This window comes from Streptomyces sp. NPDC025784, from assembly GCF_055558435.1.
In genome coordinates, this window is record NZ_JBVHMN010000004.1 from 244,377 (window position 1) to 263,447 (window position 19,071).

Here is a 19,071-nt window from a genome sequence, read left to right on the forward strand (position 1 = left end):
GGGGGGGGGCGGGGGCCCCCCCCCCCCCCCCCCCCCGGGGCGGCGGGGGGGGGCCCCCCCCCCCCCCCCCCCCCCCCCCCCCCCACCCCTGTGTACGGCGGATGGAACCGATTTCTGTCAAGGGCTTGACGCCACAGGTGCATCCAGCGGAGTTTGGGGTTCATAACTTGTACAAGGCTCAGTCACCCGGTGTGACGCGAGCCAGGGGCTAAGGGTGGAGAGTCAATGGAGACTCCGGGGTCGCAGTCGTCGCTGCACCGAGCCAATCTCGAGCGCGTCGTACGTGCGGTGCGCCTTGCCGGTTCGCTCACGCAGGCGGAGATCGCGAGGACGACAGGCCTGTCCGCCGCGACCGTGTCCAATATCGTCCGTGAACTCAAGGACGGGGGGACCGTCGAGGTCACTCCCACGTCGGCGGGCGGCCGCAGGGCCCGCAGCGTGTCCCTGAGCGGCGACGCCGGCATCGTCATCGGCGTCGACTTCGGTCACACGCATTTGCGCGTCGCGGTCGGGAACCTCGCCCACCAGGTGCTCGCCGAGGAGTCCGAGCCGCTCGACGTGGACGCCTCCGCCGCGCAGGGCTTCGACCGGGCGGAAGAGCTGGTCAGCCGCCTGATCGCGGCCACCGGCGTCGACCGCTCCAAGATCGCGGGCGTGGGGCTCGGCGTGCCGGGTCCGATCGACGTGGAGTCGGGGACCCTGGGTTCCACCGCCATCCTGCCCGGCTGGACCGGTGCGAAGCCCGCCGAGGAGCTGCGGGGGCGGCTCGGCGTGCCGGTGCACGTGGACAACGACGCCAACCTGGGCGCGCTCGGCGAGATGGTCTGGGGCAGCGGCCGGGGCGCCAAGGATCTGGCGTACATCAAGGTCGCGAGCGGTGTGGGCGCCGGGCTGGTGATCAACGGCAAGATCTACCGCGGCCCCGGCGGCACGGCCGGGGAAATCGGGCATATTACTCTTGATGAATCCGGCCCCGTCTGTCGCTGCGGCAACCGAGGCTGCCTGGAGACCTTTGCGGCCGCGCGTTACGTGCTGCCGCTGCTCCAGTCCAGTCACGGTACGGACCTGACGATGGAGGGTGTCGTCCGGCTGGCGCGGGACGGTGATCCGGGCTGTCGTCGGGTGATCGCCGACGTCGGTCGTCACATCGGCAGTGGAGTCGCGAATCTCTGCAATTTGCTGAACCCGAGCCGGGTGGTCCTCGGCGGCGATCTCGCGGAGGCCGGGGAGCTGGTTCTGGGGCCCATCAGGGAGTCGGTCGGGCGCTATGCGATCCCCAGCGCCGCACGTCAACTCTCGGTGCTTCCAGGGGCGCTTGGAGGCCGTGCGGAGGTCCTCGGGGCACTCGCTCTCGCGCTCAGCGAGATGGGCGATTCGACCCTTTTGGACGGCTCGCTGTCTGCGGCTGCCCCTGCCTTCACTTAGAGAACGCATGGCACCGTTGCCATCTCGTTAAGTATTTACTTCTTGACGTCGCACGTGTGGCCGAGTTGACTTCCAGCCACCTCGGCCGCAACGACGCGGCCTCGTCAGGGAGGTTTCTGAAGTGAACACGCGTATGCGTCGTGCCGCCGTTGCCGTTGCCGCTGGTGCGATGGCCGTCTCGCTGGCCGCCTGTGGCAGTGCCAAGGAGTCCGGCGACAAGAGCGACAGCTCCAGCTCTGCCAAGAAGGGCGACGCGATCAAGGTCGGTCTGCTCCTTCCGGAGAACCAGACCGCTCGCTACGAGAAGTTCGACAAGCCCCTGATCACGAAGAAGATCAAGGAGCTCACGAACGACAAGGGCGAGGTCGTCTACGCCAACGCCAAGCAGGACGCCAGCACGCAGAACCAGCAGGTCGACACCATGATCACCAACAAGGTGGACGTGCTGATCGTCGACGCTGTGGACGCTGCCGCCATCAAGAACTCGGTCCAGAAGGCCAAGGACGCCGGCATCCCGGTCGTGGCCTACGACCGCCTCGCGCAGGGCCCGATCGACGGCTACACGTCGTTCGACAACAAGACCGTCGGCAAGACGCAGGGCGAGGCCCTCCTGAAGGCTCTTGGCTCCAAGGCCAAGGACGGCAAGATCGTCATGATGAACGGGTCGGTCACCGACCCGAACGCCGCTCAGTTCAAGGCCGGCGCCCACGAGGTGCTCGACGGCAAGGTGAACGTCGGCAAGGAGTACGACACCAAGGAGTGGAAGCCGGAGAACGCCAACTCCAACATGGAGGGCGCCATCTCGGCTCTCGGCAAGAAGAACATCATCGGCGTCTACTCCGCCAACGACGGCATGGCCGGCGGTATCATCACCGCCCTCAAGGCCAAGGGCCTGAAGGTCCCGGTCACCGGCCAGGACGCGGAGCTCGCGGGTGTGCAGCGCATCGTCGCCGGTGAGCAGTACATGAGCGTCTACAAGCCGTACGCCCCCGAGGCCGACGCCGCCGCCGAGATGGCTGTCGCGCTCGCCCAGGGCAAGTCGCTCGACTCCGTCGCCAAGGACAAGGTCGACAGCCCGACCACCAAGGGTGTCCCGTCGGTCCTGGTCGCCGTCACCTCGCTGACCAAGGACAACATCAAGGACACCGTCGTCAAGGACGGCGTCTACACGATCGACGACATCTGCACCTCCGCCTACAAGGCGGCCTGCGACAAGATCGGTCTGAAGTAATCTCCCGCAAGTCCCTTTCCAATCAATGGAATTCACTCTTGAATTCCGGATCGGGACTTGCGTGACGAAGCCCCTCCGGCGCCCCGCATCATCAGCCCCGCAAAGCTAAGCGGGGCGCCGGACGGAACACCCCCCTCCAAAACTTCTGCACAACCTCCCGCCGGGTCAGGCGGCGAAGGAGATGGTTCACGTGTCCGCTACGCCTGTGCTGGCGTTGCGCGGGGTCTCCAAGCGGTTCGGTGCCGTCCAGGCGCTCACCGACGTAGAGCTTGAGGTCCACGCCGGTGAAGTGGTCGCCCTGGTGGGCGACAACGGCGCCGGAAAGTCCACGCTGGTCAAGACGATCGCCGGCGTGCACCCCATCGATGAGGGCGCCATCGAGTGGGACGGCAAGACCGTCCAGATCAACCGGCCGCACGACGCGCAGGCGCTGGGCATCGCGACCGTCTACCAGGACCTCGCGCTGTGCGACAACATCGACGTCGTCGGCAACCTCTACCTGGGCCGCGAGCTGAAGAAGCGCGGTGTCCTGGACGAGGTCGAGATGGAGCGCCGCTCCCGCGAGCTGCTGGACACGCTGTCCATCCGCATCCCCAGCGTCCGCATCCCGATCGCCTCGCTCTCCGGCGGTCAGCGCCAGACCGTGGCGATCGCCCGTTCGATGCTCGGTGAGCCCAAGCTCGTCATCCTCGACGAGCCCACCGCCGCCCTCGGCGTCGAGCAGACCGCTCAGGTCCTCGACCTGGTCGAGCGGCTGCGCGAGCGCGGCCACGCGGTGATCCTGATCAGCCACAACATGGCTGACGTGAAGGCCGTGGCCGACAAGGTCGCCGTCCTGCGCCTCGGGCGCAACAACGGCGTCTTCGAGGTCAAGTCGACCTCCCAGGAAGAGATCATCTCCGCCATCACGGGCGCCACGGAGAACGCCGTGACCCGTCGTGCGGCGCGCAGCAATGGGGAGGCTCAGAAGTGAGCATCGACAAGACCTCCGCGACCCCTGAGGACCACGTCGTGGAGAACCCCGAGGCTGCCGCCAAGGCGGTCACCGCGGTCGACCCGCGACTGCTGGTCCGCGAGCAGGGCCTCGCCGGCTACGTCTCCGAGTTCAAGCGCAAGATGAAGGCCGGTGACCTGGGTTCCCTCCCGGTCGTCGTCGGTCTGATCATCATCTGGGCGATCTTCGCGAGCCTGAACTCGAACTTCCTCACCGCGGGCAACCTCTCCGACATCTCCGTGGCCATGGTCGGCACGGGCATGATCGCCGTCGGTATCGTCTTCGTGCTGCTGCTCGGCGAGATCGACCTGTCGGTCGGTTCCGTCTCCGGTGTCGCGGGCGCCGCCTTCGCGGTGCTGAACGTCACACACGGGATGAACGAGTGGCTGGCCTTCGTGCTGGCCATCCTGACCGGCACGGTCGCCGGTGCGATCCACGGTTTCGTCTTCGCCCGCATCGGTGTCCCGGCGTTCGCCGTCACCCTGGCCGGTCTGCTGTTCTGGAACGGCTTCATGCTGCAGATCCTGGGCAGCAACGGCACCATCAACCTGGACAGCGAGGGCGTGGTCGCCAAGCTGACCAGCTACTACTTCACGGATGTGGCGGCCGCCTACGCGCTCGCCGTCGTCGTGACGGGTGTGTACTTCCTCAACTCCTACTTCGGCAACCGTCGTCGTGAGGCCGCCGGTGTGCCGTCCGCGCCGCTGAGCGAGACCATCGCGCGCACCGCGCTGCTCGCGATCGTCTCCTTCGCCGTGGCGATCATGTACAACCAGTACAAGGGCCTGCCGCTGGCCGTGGTGATCTTCATCGCGGTGCTGCTGCTCACGGACTTCGTGCTGCGCCGCACCTCGTACGGCCGGAAGATCTTCGCGCTCGGTGGCAGCGTCGAGGCCTCCCGCCGTGCCGGTATCAACGTGGAGATGGTCCGGATCTCGGTCTTCGCGATCTCCGGTACCTTCGCCGCGATCGGCGGTCTGTTCATCGCCTCGAAGATCGCCTCCGCCAACCAGGGCGCCGGCGCCGGCGACCTGCTGATGAACGCCATCGCGGCGGCCGTCATCGGTGGCACCAGCCTCTTCGGTGGCCGTGGCCGCACCTGGAACGCCCTGCTCGGTGTTCTGGTCATCGTCTCGATCCAGTACGGCCTCGCCCTCGAGGGCATCGCCTCGCCGGTCCAGTACATGATCACCGGTGGTGTGCTCCTCGCCACCGTCGTCATCGACGCGGTCACCCGCAAGACCCAGAAGACGGCAGGCCGCGCCTAGCGCGTCCGGCCCTTCTGGCCCCGCACGGAGTGCCCGGTACCAACGGCGGTACCGGGCACTTCCACGTCCGCGTGCGGGGCCGGCGGCATCACGGCGAAGAGAACGCGTGTACGGACGTTTTACGGCCGAACGCGTGACGTACAACGTGGAGGCCGGGCACGGGCGCCAAAGACGGAACATTAGACTCGACAGGCCCGGCAAAGCTCGAACAGCTCTACTGCAAGGAGGCACGGGTGCCGCTGCTGACCCGCATCAGGGGACCGCGCGATCTGGACCGGCTCAGCCTGGAGCAGCTGGACCAGCTGGCCGGCGAGATCAGGACCTTCCTCGTCGACGCGGTCTCCAAGACCGGCGGCCACCTCGGCCCCAACCTCGGTGTCGTGGAGCTCACCATCGCCCTGCACCGCGTCTTCGAGTCGCCGAAGGACAAGGTGCTGTGGGACACGGGCCACCAGTCCTACGTCCACAAGCTCCTCACCGGCCGCCAGGACTTCTCCCGGCTGAAGATGAAGGGCGGCCTGTCCGGCTACCCCTCGCAGGCCGAGTCCGAGCACGACGTCATCGAGAACTCGCACGCCTCCACGGTCCTCGGCTGGGCCGACGGCCTGGCCAAGGCGAACGAGGTGCTCCGCAAGGACGCCCATGTCGTCGCCGTCATCGGCGACGGCGCCCTCACCGGCGGCATGGCCTGGGAGGCGCTCAACAACATCGCCGACGCCAAGGACCGCCCGCTGGTCATCGTCGTCAACGACAACGAGCGCTCGTACGCCCCGACCATCGGCGGCCTCGCCAACCACCTGGCGACCCTGCGTACCACCGACGGCTACGAGCGCTTCCTGGCCCGCGGCAAGGACCTCCTGGAGCGCACCCCGGTCGTCGGCCGGCCGCTCTACGAGACCCTGCACGGCGCCAAGAAGGGCCTCAAGGACTTCATCGCCCCGCAGGGCATGTTCGAGGACCTCGGCCTGAAGTACGTCGGCCCGATCGACGGCCACGACATCGAGGCCCTGGAGTCCGCGCTGGCCCGCGCCAAGCGCTTCGGCGGCCCGGTCATCGTGCACTGCCTCACCGAGAAGGGCCGCGGCTACCAGCCCGCCCTCCAGGACGAGGCCGACCGTTTCCACGCCGTCGGCAAGATCCACCCCGACACGGGCCTGCCGATCGCGTCCTCCGGCGCCGACTGGACGTCCGTCTTCGGTGAGGAGATGGTCCGGCTCGGCAAGGAGCGCGAGGACATCGTCGCCATCACGGCCGCGATGCTCCAGCCGGTCGGCCTCGACAAGTTCGCCAAGGCCTTCCCGAAGCGCGTGTACGACGTCGGCATCGCCGAGCAGCACGCCGCGGTCTCCGCGGCCGGCCTCGCCACCGGCGGACTGCACCCCGTCTTCGCCGTCTACGCCACCTTCCTCAACCGCGCCTTCGACCAGGTGCTGATGGACGTCGCCCTGCACAAGTGCGGCGTCACCTTCGTCCTGGACCGCGCGGGCGTCACCGGCACCGACGGTGCGTCGCACAACGGCATGTGGGACATGTCGATCCTCCAGGTCGTCCCGGGCCTCAGGCTGGCGGCACCGCGCGACGCCGACCAGGTCCGCGCCCAGCTCCGGGAGGCCGTCGAGGTCACCGACGCGCCGACCGTGGTCCGCTTCTCCAAGGGAGCGGTCGGCCCCGCCGTGCCCGCCGTGGGCCGGATCGGCGGCATGGACGTCCTGCGGGCGCCCGGCACCGACACCCCCGACGTGCTGCTCGTCTCCGTCGGCGCGCTCGCACCGATGTGCCTGGAGATCGCGAACCTCCTCGACAAGCAGGGCATCTCCACCACCGTCGTCGACCCGCGCTGGGTCAAGCCCGTCGACGAGGCCATGGCCCCGCTCGCCGAGCAGCACCGCGTGGTCGTCACCGTGGAGGACAACTCCCGTGTCGGAGGCGTGGGCTCGGCGGTCGCGCAGGCCCTGCGCGACGCGGGCGTCGACGTCCCGCTGCGCGACTTCGGTATCCCGCCGCGCTTCCTCGACCACGCCTCGCGGGGGGAGGTCCTGGCGGAGATCGGGCTGACCGCGCCCGACATCGCCCGCCAGGTCACCGGACTGGTCGCCAAGCTCGACGGCCGGTTCGAGCGCACGGCGGCGCACGCCGTGGACTCCGTGGAGCCCGCGCGCGACTGACCGGAAGGCCACAGGTCCAAAGGGCCGGTTTCAGCACCCTGAAGGGGTGGTGAAACCGGCCCATTTGCGTGATTCTCTCCCGGCCGGGGCAAGCGGCTACCACGCCCCCTCGATCATTTCGAGGACGTCAAGCGTGGAGGTACGCCCGTGAGCAGCACCCTCTTCAGGACGAAGAAGGTCGAACAATCGATCTTGGACACTGAGGAGCCGGAGCACGCACTCAAGAAGTCGCTGTCCGCTCTGGATCTCACCGTCTTCGGCGTCGGTGTCATCATCGGCACCGGCATCTTCGTCCTCACCGGCAAGGTCGCCAAGCAGAACGCGGGCCCCGCGGTCTCCCTGGCCTTCGTCGTGGCCGGCATCGTCTGCGCACTCGCCGCGCTCTGCTACGCGGAGTTCGCCTCCACGCTCCCGGTCGCCGGATCCGCGTACACCTTCTCGTACGCCTCGCTCGGCGAGCTTCCCGCGTGGATCATCGGCTGGGACCTGGTCCTGGAGTTCGCGCTCGGCACGGCGGTGGTCGCCGTCGGCTGGGCGGGCTACATCCGCTCACTGATGGACAACGCGGGCTGGCACATGCCGGACTCGCTGGGGGGCCGGGACGGTGCGCACGGATTCGGGTTCGACATCCTCGCCGCGGCGCTGGTGCTCGTCCTCACCTGCATCCTCGTCCTCGGCATGAAGCTCTCCGCGCGGGTCACCGAGGTCGTCGTGGCCATCAAGGTGACCGTCGTCCTCATCGTCATCGTCGCGGGTGCCTTCTTCATCAACGGCGACAACTACAGCCCCTTCATCCCGAAGTCGCAGGCCGTGGAGGCGGGCGGCAGCCTCAAGGCACCCCTCATCCAGCTGATGTTCGGCTGGGCACCCTCCAACTTCGGCGTGATGGGCATCTTCACCGCCGCCTCCGTGGTCTTCTTCGCCTTCATCGGCTTCGACGTCGTGGCCACCGCCGCCGAGGAGACCAAGAACCCGCAGCGCGACATGCCGCGCGGCATCCTCGGCTCCCTGTTCGTCTGCACCACCCTGTACGTGGCCGTGGCCATCGTCGTCACCGGCATGCAGCACTACAGCAAGCTGTCGGTGGACGCCCCGCTCGCCGACGCCTTCAAGGCCACCGGGCACCCCTGGTTCTCGGGCGTCATCAGCTTCGGCGCCGCCGTCGGTCTGACGACGGTCTGCATGATCCTGCTGCTCGGCCAGACGCGCGTCTTCTTCGCGATGAGCCGCGACGGCCTGCTGCCCCGCTTCTTCTCCCGCGTCCACCCGCGCTTCAAGACCCCGCACCGGCCGACCATCCTGCTCGGCGTGATCATCGCGATCGTCGCGGGCTTCACCAGCCTCAGCGAACTCGCCGAGCTCGTGAACATCGGCACCCTGTTCGCCTTCGTCGTCGTCGCGATCGGCGTGATCATCCTCCGCCGCACCCGCCCCGACCTGCCGCGCTCCTTCCGCACCCCGTGGGTGCCGGTCCTGCCCATCGTGTCCGTCTGCGCCACGCTGTGGCTGATGGTGAACCTGCCCACCGAGACCTGGCTGCGATTCGCGATCTGGATGGTGATCGGCGCGTTCGTGTACTTCCTCTACGGCCGGTCGCACAGCCGCCTCGGACGGCACGAGGAGACGACGCTCGAGCAGGTCACCGGCGAGGGCCCGGGAGGCAAGCAGCTCTAGGTGGACGATCGGTCGTCAACGGCTCGATCACCCCGGCCCCGTATGTCCCGCTTCGGTACGGACTGCGGGGCCGGATAGCGTGCTTCCCATGCTCGCCGCGCCGCTCGCCCCGCCACGGTCCGCAGTCGTACGGACGGCGTACTGGACGCGGCTGCTGCCGCTGCTCGCGGTGCTGGCCTGTGTCACCCGGGTGCCCTCCTTCGCCCGGCCCCTGTGGAACCCCGACGAGGGGTACCTCGCCGTGCAGGCGCGGATGCTGGCCGACGGGGGAGACCTGTACGAGACCGTCGTGGACCGCAAGCCGCCGTTCGTGCCCTGGCTCTACGAGGGGGCGTTCGCGGTGCACGGTTCCGGGTCCCTCACATCCGTCCGCGTCCTGGCCCTGCTCGCCCAGCTGCTCACCGCGGTCCTGCTGGCCTCGCTGGCCAGGCGCCGCTGGGGTGACGGCGCGGGACGCACGGCCGGGGTGCTCCATCTGCTGGTCTCCGTCGGGCTCAACCCCGAGGACGCGCAGGCCGCCACCTTCGAGGTGTTCATACTGCCGTGCACGGCAGCCGCGATGTGGAGCGCCGACCGCCGCCGCTGGGGCACGGCCGGGCTGGCCGTGGCCTGCGCCCTGCTGACGAAGCAGACCGGCGGGGCGGTGCTGCTGCCCGTGCTGTGGCTGCTGCACCGGCAGGGCGCGACGCGCGGCGGGCTGCTGCGGCTCCTCGCCGGAATCGTCGTGCCGGTGCTGTGCGCCGCCCTTGCCACCGACCCGGCGGGCTTCGCCTTCTGGACCGTCACCGGCTCTGCCGCGTACGCCTCCTTCACCGGCTCCGAGCTGCACGTCCTGGCGCGCGGGCTGGTCAACACGGCCATTCTGACAGCGGCCTGCGCCGGTCTCGTCCCGCCGGTCGTCCGGGTCCTGCGCGTCGCCCGTACGGGGGCCGTGGACCTGTGGCTGTGGTTCGCCTCCTCCGCGGTCGCCGTCCTGCTGGGCTTCCACTTCTTCGGCCACTACTACCTGCAACTCATCCCGCCGCTGGCCCTGCTGGCGACCGCGGCGCTGCAGATCCTGCCCCGGGAGCGGCTGGTGACGGCGCTGGTCACCTCTGCCTGCTGCTGCGCGGCGTTCCTGGCCTGGGGGCTGCTGGCGCCCCGGTCCGACCTCGCGCACGCCACCCGGCTCGCGGACGCGGTGGCCCGCCGCACGGCGCCCGGTGACCGGGTCCTGGTCTGGGGGATACACCCGGAGACGTACTGGCTGGCCGACCGGACGCCCGCCAGCCGCTATCTGACCGCCGGCCTCCTGACCAACTACAGCGGCGGTCGCAACGGGCCCCAGGTGGGCGAGAAGTACGGCGTCGAGGGCTCCTGGCCCGTCTTCCGGGAGGAGATGAGCGCGAACCCGCCGGTCCTCGTCGTCGACGACTCGCGAGCCGCGCCCTACGCCCCGGAACGGATCCCGTCCCTGCGCCGGCTGCTCACCGCGGAGTACGAGGTGGCGGGGGAGGTGGACGGGGCGGTGCTGTACGTGCGGGAGAGGGGGTCGCGGTGAGGGAGCCGGGCGCGCCGCGGGGCCCGGCGGCCCCTGCTCCGGCGCCGGACAGGCCGCGGGAGCACGCCGTCAGTCCGGGCGTACGGCGCGCGGGCCCGTCGTGTCGGCGCCGAGGGCGGTGACCCGGCCGCGCAGTTCGCGGTCGGCGGTGACGACGAGGCAGGTGCGGCCCGCGGCCCCGGCCACGAGGCCGACGACGGCGTCGTCGCCGCTGCCCGTCGCGGCCACCACCCGGACGCCGGGGACGGACTCCACGCCCCTCGCGGCGCCCTCGACGACGAGGACCAGCTCCACGGGCCCGCCGTGCCCGGGCAGTCCGTCCCGGGCCAGCCGGTCGCGCAGCCGCTCCGCGGCACCGCGGCGGTCGCGCCACCAGCCGTCGGGCACGGAGCCGACGACGTTGGCGCCGTCGACGATGACGAGGAGGGGGCCGTCGTGGTCGTCGTCCATGGACTCAGCGTCGCACGCCGAAGGTGGCGTCCCACCGTGCGGTGACGACGCGAACGGCGGCCGCGGCCTCGGCGGCCCGCGCGTCGCTGGAGCGGACGGACCGGGCGAACTCCACGTGCAGGAACGGCACGTCCTCGTCCGCGGCGGTACGACCCTGGACGTTCTCGTGGCCCTCCAGCGGGCACGAGCGGACCCAGGCGCGGCACACCGCGAAGCCCCGGTCGCGGAGCGCGTCGGCGAGCCGGCGGCCGTCGGCGCGGCCCTCGGAGCCCTTGCCCGTGGAGGCGACGACGTCGTGGTCGGGCGCCGAGTCGTCGGCGAAGCCGTGCAGCTGGACACCCGGGAAGCCGCGCCGGACGAGCTCGGCGCAGACCGCGTGGAACACGGTGTCCCGGCGGTGCGCCACGTCGGACGCGTCCCCCTCACCGGATTTGCGATGTGCTCCAGCAACGATCAGGACACCGCCCGGCGTGCCGCGCAGGACGCGCACGCCCAGCTGTTCCGTGCCGTGGTCGGCGATCGGGTGGGGGACCTGGACCGACCATCGGGCGCGGTGGTCGAGGTCCACGTAGACGCGGCCCCAGCCGCGCGGGTGAGGTGCCTGGTCGACGCGGTCGTACACCTCTGCGAACCGTCGCCCGGTCGCGCTGTCCACCAGGGTGCGGATGCCGAAGTCGACCTCGGCGAGGCGCTGTTCGGCCTGGTCGCGGTGGCCGTCGAGAAGCAGTGCGACGCCGTCGGCGACCAGTCGCCGTTCGGTGCGCGAGGGCGGCAGGTAGCCGCCGTCGGGGGTGAAGCGGGCGGTGTAGCCGGCGATGTCGTGCGCCAGGTCGACGCTCTGTGCGTCGCCGTCGGGGCGGCCGGAACCCGCGTCCCGGCCGGTGTCGTGGGTGCCGCGCAGGACAAGCGTTCCCAAACCGGCCAGAGCGGTGAGGAGCAGGAGAAGTGTTGCGATCGTTATCGTTCTGGCCCGGAATGCCTTCATGGTTGTATCAAGATATCCCGGTGACCAGACGTCGTAGCCGCCGCGCCCTGCCCGCATTGCTGACCCCTCTCGCACTCGTCGCCGCACTGGCGGGATGCGGTCTCGTCGGAGGGGGCGACTCGGGCGATTCGTCGAAGGGGGGCGGACGCTCGTTCACGGTGGCCGCGGCCGGAGACATCCTGATCCACCCGCAGCTGATCGACCAGGCCAGGAAGGACGCCAAGGAGACCGGCAAGGGCGTGCACGGCCTGGACTTCGGACCGCTGATGGCCGGCATCAAGCCGGTGATCAGCAAGGCCGACCTGGGGATCTGCCACATGGAGCCGGTGATCGGCAAGCCGAACGGCCCCTTCGAGAGCTACCCCAACTTCCTCGTGCCGCCGCAGATCGCCGGGACGATCAAGGACGTCGGGTACGACACCTGCTCCACCGCCTCCAACCACTCGATCGACCACGGCTACGGGGGAGTGAAGCGCACGCTCGACACGCTGGACTCGGTCGGTCTGAAGCACACGGGCTCCTTCCGCACCCAGAAGGACGCGCTCACCCCGCTGATCATGGACGTCAAGGGTGTGAAGGTCGCGCAGATCTCCTTCGCCTTCGGCTTCAACGCCCACGAGCTGCCCAAGGACAAGCCGTGGCTGGTCAACCAGAACGACCTGGGTCGCATCAAGGCCGCCGAGAAGCGGGCCCGCGCCGCCGGCGCCGAGGTCGTGATCCTCTCCATCCACTGGGGGCGTGAGCACCACCCGAACCCCTCGACGCCGCAGCTCAAGTTCGCCCGCCAGCTCGCCCGGGAGACGGGGATCGACCTGGTCATCGGGCACCACGCGCACGTGGTGCAGCCGATGGAGAAGGTCGACGGCACGTGGATCGCGTACGGCCTCGGCAACCAGGTCGCCCGGCACGACGTGCCGACGGGGCTGACCGAGGAGGGTGTGATCGGCTGGTTCACCTTCACCGAGCGCGGCGGCAAGTGGGACGTCGAGGCCCGGTACGAGCCGACCCTCGTGGACATCCCGCCGGACCCGGACGTCACCACCGGCGAGACCGCGGTGGAGCCGAAGAAGGGCCAGGTGCAGGACTACCGGCTGCTGGACGTGGCCGCCGAGCTCAAGCGCGACGACCTGACGGACCAGGAGCGGGCCCGTCTCCGGCTGGCCTACGAGCGGACCGAGGGCACCATGCTCAACCGTGGCGCCGCCAAGGACGGCCTGAAGCCGCTCACGGAGCTGCCGGACTGACCGTACCGGCGTGACGTCCGAGCCGCGCCCGGCCCCCGGCATCCCCGGCGGGCCGGGCGCGATGTCGGCATGGTGTGCTTTTTGTCCATTTCACTTCATCTGCGACCGGGTGCGACCCGGGCCGGACGTGCGTCGAGATCCCCGGAAGCGGCCGACTGAACCCGCCCGAAGCGGAATCGATCGCTCATGCCCGTGTGTGATCGCATGAAACATCGTGTAGCGCAGATCACGTTCAAATCGTGCAACTTTGATCCGCCCTCGCCGGTCTGACGCGCGGAGTCTCAGTTTTCTCACCTGAGTCTCCGTGTCACGCCCGCACCACCCGCCCGCACCCGCATGCAGGCCGCTCCATGCGTCCCGCCGCCCGTACAACCGCCTGAGAGGACCCCTCCGTTGGCGCCATCGCCCCCGGCTCGGCAGCACCGTGCCCGCCGCCGAGCCGACATGTCGCTACTCGGCGGCATACGTCCGCCCATCGCGATCCTCTCGGTGCTCCTGCTGTCCCTCGCGGGCATCACCGCTCTCGTGCTCGGCCGGGTCGACGACGCGGCCCTGCCCAAGGCGGTCCAGACGTCGCAGCAGCACTTCGCGGAGGACGGCGCGATCGCCCTGCGGGCGTCCATCGACGAGTCGGTGACCGACCTCAACCGCTCCGCGGCCCTCTTCAGCGCCGGCTCCCCGGTCTCCGGCGACACCGTGCTCGACAAACTGGGCAACACGTACCAGAAGTGGATGGGCACGGCGGTCATCGAGATCCAGTCGGGCAAGCTCGTCGCCACCCGCGGTGAGACCGTCCCGCTGACCTCCCTCGACCGCTCCTCGCTCAGCGGCGAGGACGGGCTCGCGCCCCGCATGGTGCGGCTCCAGAACGGTGAGGTCCGGCTGCTGTCCTTCGCCCTGCTGTCGTGGCCGGACAGGCCGCAGCTGCTCCTCGTCGCCTCCAACAGCCTCAAGTTCCCCGGCATCAGCCTCGGTCAGTTCCGCTCCATCGCGGTCGTGGACCGCTCCGGAACGATCCTGAGCAGCGACGGCATCCCGGAGCCCGAGCAGGTGCTCACCGACCTCCAGCGCCAGGAGGTCGCCGCATCGAACAAGCAGCTCAAGGCCTTCGCCAAGAAGGTCGCGGAGAAGGCCGGCCGGCACCCCCAGAGCACGAAGGAGCCCGGCTCCGGCGGCTATCAGGGCGTCAGCGGCAGCCTGCTCGGCGGCCGCTGGCTCAGTGACCGCTCCGTCGCCGGATACGCCACCCTCACCGCGCCCGAACCCGGCGAGACCACCACCGCGACCAACCTGGGTCTCAGCGTGGTCTCCATGGTGAAGGTCGCCGAGGACCCCACCCGGACCACCTCGCCGCTGTTCGGTCTCGTGGCGGGCGGCGCCCTCCTGCTGGTCGGCGGCATCGCCGTCGCCGTCCTGCTCGGCACGGTGCAGCGGCCCCTCATCCGGCTCTTCCTGGAGTCGCGCCGCCTCACCCGCGGCGACCTCACCCGCCCGGTGAGCGTCCCCCGTTACGGCGAGGCCCGCCGCATCGGCACCGCCCTGGAACGGCTGCGCCGCCAGCTCCTCGGCGAGAGCTCCGGACAGGGCGAGCCCGCGCCGCGCCCGCGCGGCCTGCGCCGCATCGGCAGCCGCGGTCTCCTCGTCGTCTGCGCGGTCCTGCTGCTCGCCTGGTCGGCGCCGCTGCTGCTCGCCCTCAACCGTGCCGACGGCACCGTCGTCGTGCCCCAGCAGATCGTCAACGACCAGCGCGAGCGCACCGACACCCTCACCGACCGGGTCCGCCGGGCGCTCAACGAGGGCGAGGCGGACCTCCAGTCCGTGGCCACCCTGATCGGCGACCGCACCACCCCCGCCGACATGACCAAGGTCCTCGACCGCACCCTCAACCAGCACCTGCGCTACCAGTCGCTCTACGTCGTCGACACCTCCGGCGAGGTGATCGCCCGGTCCGGCGGCAAGCCGCACGAGGTCCGGTCCAAGCCCGCCACCGCCGACCCGATCCGGCTGCTCGGCCAGGGCGGCACCAAGCCCCTCGTGGTCGGCACCGCGGAGATCCCCGGACGCGACGGCGCCGCCCTGGTCGGCGAGTTCCGCATCGACTTCCTCAACTCGCTGCTCAAGCGGCCGGGCCTCGGAGTCGTGCGCCTCGTCGACGACAAGAACCATGTCATCGCGGGCAACACCGGATACATCGCCTTCCAGTCGCTGCCCGACGACCGCCTGAAGGACCTGGTCTCCGCGTCCAACCAGAAGGTCGGCAAGTCCGCGCACGCCGCCGGCGTCCTCTACCGCGAGAACGGCGTGCAGATCGCGGCCGCGGCCCCCTTCGTCGGCGGCGGCCCGGCCAAGGCCCTCGGCTGGACCGTCGTCAGCTGGCAGCCCGCCGACCGCCTCGCCATCCCGGAGTACGACGTGCAGCACCGCACGATGCTCGCCGGGCTGCTGGGCGCCGCGGCGGCGGCCGCCTGCCTGGGCTGGATGCACATCGTGGTGGCCCGCCCGCTGCGGGTCCTGGCCGGCCAGGCCGAGGCACTCGCCGAGGGCGACCGCAAGACCGTCCTCTTCCCGCGCAACCACGACGAGGTCGGCGCCGTCACCCGCTCCCTGGAGCTCGTCCGCCAGCAGCTCCAGGAACAGCGCAAACAGCAGTCGACGCCGCGCCGGAGCTCCCACGGGGCCCCGCACGAGCAGCACGTAAGGAACTGATCACCGGTGCTCTTCCTCTACACCGTTCTGCTGGTGTGCTGCGTGATCCTGCTGGTGGCGGGCGTCATCGAGCAGCGGCGGCACTTCACCAACCTGGACAACATCCCCACCCGGGTGCTGGTCAACGGCATCCGTGGCAAGTCGTCCATCACCCGTCTGTGCGCGGGCGCGCTGCGCGGCGGCGGGCTGACCACGGTCGCGAAGACCACCGGCACGGCGGCCCGGTTCATCCACCCCGACGCCACCGAGGAGCCGGTCTACCGCAAGTTCGGCATCGCCAACGTCGTCGAGCAGATCGGCATCGTCCGGCGTGCGGCCGCGTATAACCCGGACGCCATGGTCATCGAGTGCATGGCCGTCATGCCGGCCCTCCAGGAGATCAACCAGTCCAAGCTGATCCGCTCCACCATCGGCGTGCTCTGCAACGTCCGCGAGGACCACCTCGCCGAGATGGGCCCCACCCTGGACGACGTGGCCCGCTCGCTGTCCCGGTCCATGCCGGAGGGCGGCATCTGCATCACTGCGGAGAAGGAGCGCTTCGCGATCCTCCAGGAGGAGGCCGACTCCCGCGACTGCAAGCTGATCTACGCCGACCCCGACTCCGTCACGGACGAGGAGCTGCGCGGTTTCAGCTGGTTCACCTTCAAGGAGAACGTGGCGATCGCGCTCACCGTCGCCGAACTGCTCGGCGTGGAGCGGCAGACCGCCCTGCAGGGCATGTACGACGCGCCGCCGGACCCCGGCGTCCTGTCCGTCGAGCGGTATGTCACCGAGGACGGCAAGCGGCTGCGCTTCGCCAACGTCTTCGCGGCCAACGACCCCGAGTCGACGCTGATGAACATCAACCAGCTGCTCGACCTCGGCGCCATCCACCGGCCGCTCAACGTGGTCATCAACTGCCGTCCCGACCGCGTCGAACGCAACGGCCAGATGGGCGAGATCATCCCGGAGCTCGACCCCGAGCAGGTCTTCGTCATCGGGCACCCGGCCAAGAGCGCCATCGACGCGATCCCGGCCGCGTACCGCGACCGCGCCGTCGACCTCGGCGGCGACCGCCGCGACCCCGAGGAGTTCATGGGACAGCTGATCGGCAGGCTCGGTTCCGACTCCTCCCTCGTGGCCATCGGCAACATCCACGGCCAGGGCGAGCACCTGCTGGAGCACCTCGCCGAACTGCCCGCGGACGACACCCCCGACGAGTCCGACGACCAGCGCGGCGGGCGCACCGACGACGGAACCGGCGCACGGCAGACGCCCGCGCGCGTGCCCGAGCACGTCGAGACCATGCAGCTGTACGCCCCGCGCATCGACCCGTACCAGCCCTATTCGGAGGCGTACGAGACGCGGTACGCGCCCCAGACGACCGCCGTCCCGGTGCAGCGCACCGGTGAGCACCCGTACCCGGCCCAGCCGCATCAGCGCCAGGACCGGACACACCAGCACCCGCACCAGTCCCGGACGCACCCGCACCCGCACCAGGACCCGGCCCACCACAACCAGCCCCACCAGCACCACACGCAGGGCGAACCGGCCTCCTGGGAGCAGGGCCGCCGGCAGGCGCACCCGCGCCCCGCGCTCCCCGAACAGCCGCGGCAGGGGAACCCCGAGCGGACCAGGGAGCAGTGGCCCGCGATCGCGCCGGGCCCCGCCGCACCACCGCCCCTCGGCCCCGCCGAACCGCCCCCGTCCCGGGGCCTGTTCGAGCCCCGAGTACCCCCCGCACCCTCCGCCGACGACCAGCAGCAGTGGCACAGCCCAGGAGAGCCCCGTTGATCCCCTCCGTCCTCACCCCCGAGATCGCCGCGATCGGCATCGGCCTGGGCCTGATGTTCTCGCTGATCTGCTACCTGACCACCAACCTCTCGCCCGGCGGCATGATCACCCCGGGCTGGCTCGCGCTCACCCTCATCGAGGACCTCCAGCGCGCCGCCCTCGTCGTCGGCGTGACCGTCCTGACCTACGTCACCACCCTGCTCCTCCAGCGCGTCGTGATCCTCTACGGCAAGCGGCTCTTCGCGGCCGTCGTGCTCACCGGCGTGCTGATCCAGGCGACCGTGATCATCGTGCTCCAGATGGAGTTCCCGCTGCTGTACGCCAACCAGACCCTGGGCTTCATCGTCCCGGGCCTGATCGGCTACCAGCTCGTGCGCCAGCCCAAGGGAGCCACCCTGCTGTCGACCGGCTCGGTCACCCTCGCCACCTATGTCGTGCTGACCGCCGGAATCCTCCTCGGCGCCATGCCGACCGCCTGAGTCCGCTGCCCACTCGGAACCCCTGGAGCCTTCACCATGCCGAAGAGCAAAGGCCGCCCCGTCCTGCACGCGGCCACGGTCCTCGCACTGCTCGCGGGCAGCGCGTACTTCACCGTCGAACTCCGCAAGGACGCGGAGGCCAAGGTCCCGGCCGTGCAGTCGGTGACCGACAAGCCCGACCTGGAGAACTCGGCGGGCAAGGCCACCGGGAAGCAGACCTGGGAGCGCCTGAACAACCCGACGCGTTCGGTGCTGCGCGGCAAGGACGGCGAGATCCTCGCCACCTTCACGGACGGCGCCCGCACCGCGACCCTCCGGGGCCCCTCCCGCACCTTCACCGAGCCCGCCAACACGCAGTCCCGGGTGGTGACGGAGGACTGGGTGCGGCTGATGCCGGAGGCGTGGCGCAAGGGCGCCGAGAAGGAGAAGTGGTTCAAGGACTGGTTCAAGCAGTACTACGGCAGCGAGGAGGACGACATCTTCGCGTTCGCCTTCCAGTACGTCCAGGGTGCCCCGGTGAAGAAGGACGACGAGGGCGTCCCCTACGCCGGCGACGCGGTCTTCGGCCCGTTCAAGGAGGACGGCGTCGACCGCCTCGAACAGAACGACTTCTACGACTACCTCGGCATCAACTACACCTTCCGTGACGGCACCACGATGCAGGCCCGCAAGGAGCGCTACCGCGCCCTGGACTGCTCCGGCTTCATGCGCATGGTGTGGGGATACCGGGCCCGCTACCCGCTGATGGCCACGAACACGATCGGCGACGGGCTGCCCCGCAGCGCGGACGGCATGGCCCGCTCCAAGGTGGGCGTCGACATCATCAAGCTCTCCGGTCCCTCCCCCTGGTACACGCGTCCCAAGAACATCGACGTGGTCCAGCCCGGCGACCTCCTCTTCTTCAAGATGGACCACCGCACCGGCAACCACCTCGACCACGTCGCCCTGTACCTCGGCGTCGACACCGACGGCCACCGCGTCTTCATCTCCAGCCGCAAGGAGGTCAACGGCCCGACCATGGGCGACAAGGGCGGCGCCTCGCGCATCGACGGCAACGGCTTCTACGCGGGTCTGCTCCGCAGCGCCAAGCGTCTGTGAGCGGCTTACTCGGACGGGGGCGGGCCGCCGCGGACGGCC

General features: G+C 70.1%; 14 protein-coding genes. 12 read left to right on the forward strand and 2 right to left on the reverse strand.

Annotation, left to right across the window (positions count from 1 at the left end; translation table 11 throughout):
- Positions 1-225: 225 nt before the first annotated feature.
- The 7 genes from ACZ4IF_RS12775 (at position 226) to ACZ4IF_RS12805 (ending at position 10,297) form a co-directional block, all read left to right on the forward strand.
- A complete protein-coding gene (locus ACZ4IF_RS12775) occupies positions 226-1,425 on the forward strand; it encodes an ROK family transcriptional regulator (RefSeq protein ID WP_345648415.1) in 1,200 nt (399 codons plus the stop codon).
- 133 nt (positions 1,426-1,558) lie between these two features.
- Positions 1,559-2,656 carry a substrate-binding domain-containing protein gene (locus ACZ4IF_RS12780; protein ID WP_467562340.1) on the forward strand — a complete coding sequence of 366 codons (1,098 nt, stop codon included), beginning with the start codon at positions 1,559-1,561 and terminating at the stop codon, positions 2,654-2,656.
- 181 nt (positions 2,657-2,837) lie between these two features.
- Complete coding sequence (locus ACZ4IF_RS12785) at positions 2,838-3,629, forward strand: ATP-binding cassette domain-containing protein (protein WP_028802202.1); 792 nt, start codon at positions 2,838-2,840, stop codon at positions 3,627-3,629.
- Complete coding sequence (locus tag ACZ4IF_RS12790; RefSeq protein WP_467562077.1) at positions 3,626-4,918, forward strand: sugar ABC transporter permease; 1,293 nt, start codon at positions 3,626-3,628, stop codon at positions 4,916-4,918. Before ACZ4IF_RS12785 ends, ACZ4IF_RS12790 begins: the two co-directional genes overlap by 4 nt.
- A 233-nt stretch (positions 4,919-5,151) precedes the next feature.
- The gene (dxs, locus tag ACZ4IF_RS12795; RefSeq protein ID WP_467562079.1) at positions 5,152-7,083 is read left to right on the forward strand and encodes a 1-deoxy-D-xylulose-5-phosphate synthase; all 1,932 of its coding nucleotides are present in this window, start codon (positions 5,152-5,154) and stop codon (positions 7,081-7,083) included.
- Between the two features lie 147 nt (positions 7,084-7,230).
- On the forward strand, positions 7,231-8,757 hold the full coding sequence (locus ACZ4IF_RS12800; RefSeq protein ID WP_467562081.1) for an amino acid permease: 1,527 nt from the start codon (positions 7,231-7,233) through the stop codon (positions 8,755-8,757).
- An 88-nt stretch (positions 8,758-8,845) separates the two neighbouring features.
- Positions 8,846-10,297 carry an ArnT family glycosyltransferase gene (locus ACZ4IF_RS12805; protein ID WP_467562083.1) on the forward strand — a complete coding sequence of 484 codons (1,452 nt, stop codon included), beginning with the start codon at positions 8,846-8,848 and terminating at the stop codon, positions 10,295-10,297.
- A gap of 69 nt (positions 10,298-10,366) precedes the next feature.
- Here the strand turns inward: ACZ4IF_RS12805 and ACZ4IF_RS12810 are convergent, their stop codons facing one another.
- A complete protein-coding gene (locus tag ACZ4IF_RS12810; protein ID WP_467562085.1) occupies positions 10,367-10,747 on the reverse strand; it encodes a PIN domain-containing protein in 381 nt (126 codons plus the stop codon).
- A gap of 4 nt (positions 10,748-10,751) precedes the next feature.
- Positions 10,752-11,663, reverse strand: coding sequence for a hypothetical protein (locus tag ACZ4IF_RS12815; RefSeq protein WP_467562087.1), 912 nt, complete (start codon positions 11,661-11,663; stop codon positions 10,752-10,754).
- Positions 11,664-11,752: 89 nt separating this feature from the next.
- On the opposite strand from ACZ4IF_RS12815, the gene ACZ4IF_RS12820 reads away from it, so the two are divergent.
- The 5 genes from ACZ4IF_RS12820 to ACZ4IF_RS12840 all read left to right on the forward strand — a co-directional run bounded on the left by ACZ4IF_RS12820 (position 11,753) and on the right by ACZ4IF_RS12840 (position 19,032).
- Positions 11,753-12,976 carry a CapA family protein gene (locus ACZ4IF_RS12820; RefSeq protein WP_467562089.1) on the forward strand — a complete coding sequence of 408 codons (1,224 nt, stop codon included), beginning with the start codon at positions 11,753-11,755 and terminating at the stop codon, positions 12,974-12,976.
- A 444-nt stretch (positions 12,977-13,420) separates the two neighbouring features.
- Positions 13,421-15,682: a HAMP domain-containing protein gene (locus ACZ4IF_RS12825; RefSeq protein WP_467562091.1), complete on the forward strand. Its 2,262-nt coding sequence runs from the start codon at positions 13,421-13,423 to the stop codon at positions 15,680-15,682.
- 6 nt (positions 15,683-15,688) lie between these two features.
- On the forward strand, positions 15,689-17,455 hold the full coding sequence (gene pgsB / locus ACZ4IF_RS12830; RefSeq protein WP_467562093.1) for a poly-gamma-glutamate synthase PgsB: 1,767 nt from the start codon (positions 15,689-15,691) through the stop codon (positions 17,453-17,455).
- Positions 17,452-17,934 (forward strand): poly-gamma-glutamate biosynthesis protein PgsC/CapC, encoded by a 483-nt coding sequence (locus ACZ4IF_RS12835; protein ID WP_359495817.1) that lies wholly within the window; start codon positions 17,452-17,454, stop codon positions 17,932-17,934. The genes pgsB and ACZ4IF_RS12835 overlap by 4 nt, the downstream gene beginning before the upstream one ends.
- A gap of 36 nt (positions 17,935-17,970) precedes the next feature.
- Positions 17,971-19,032 (forward strand): NlpC/P60 family protein, encoded by a 1,062-nt coding sequence (locus tag ACZ4IF_RS12840; protein WP_359495819.1) that lies wholly within the window; start codon positions 17,971-17,973, stop codon positions 19,030-19,032.
- Positions 19,033-19,071: the final 39 nt, after the last annotated feature.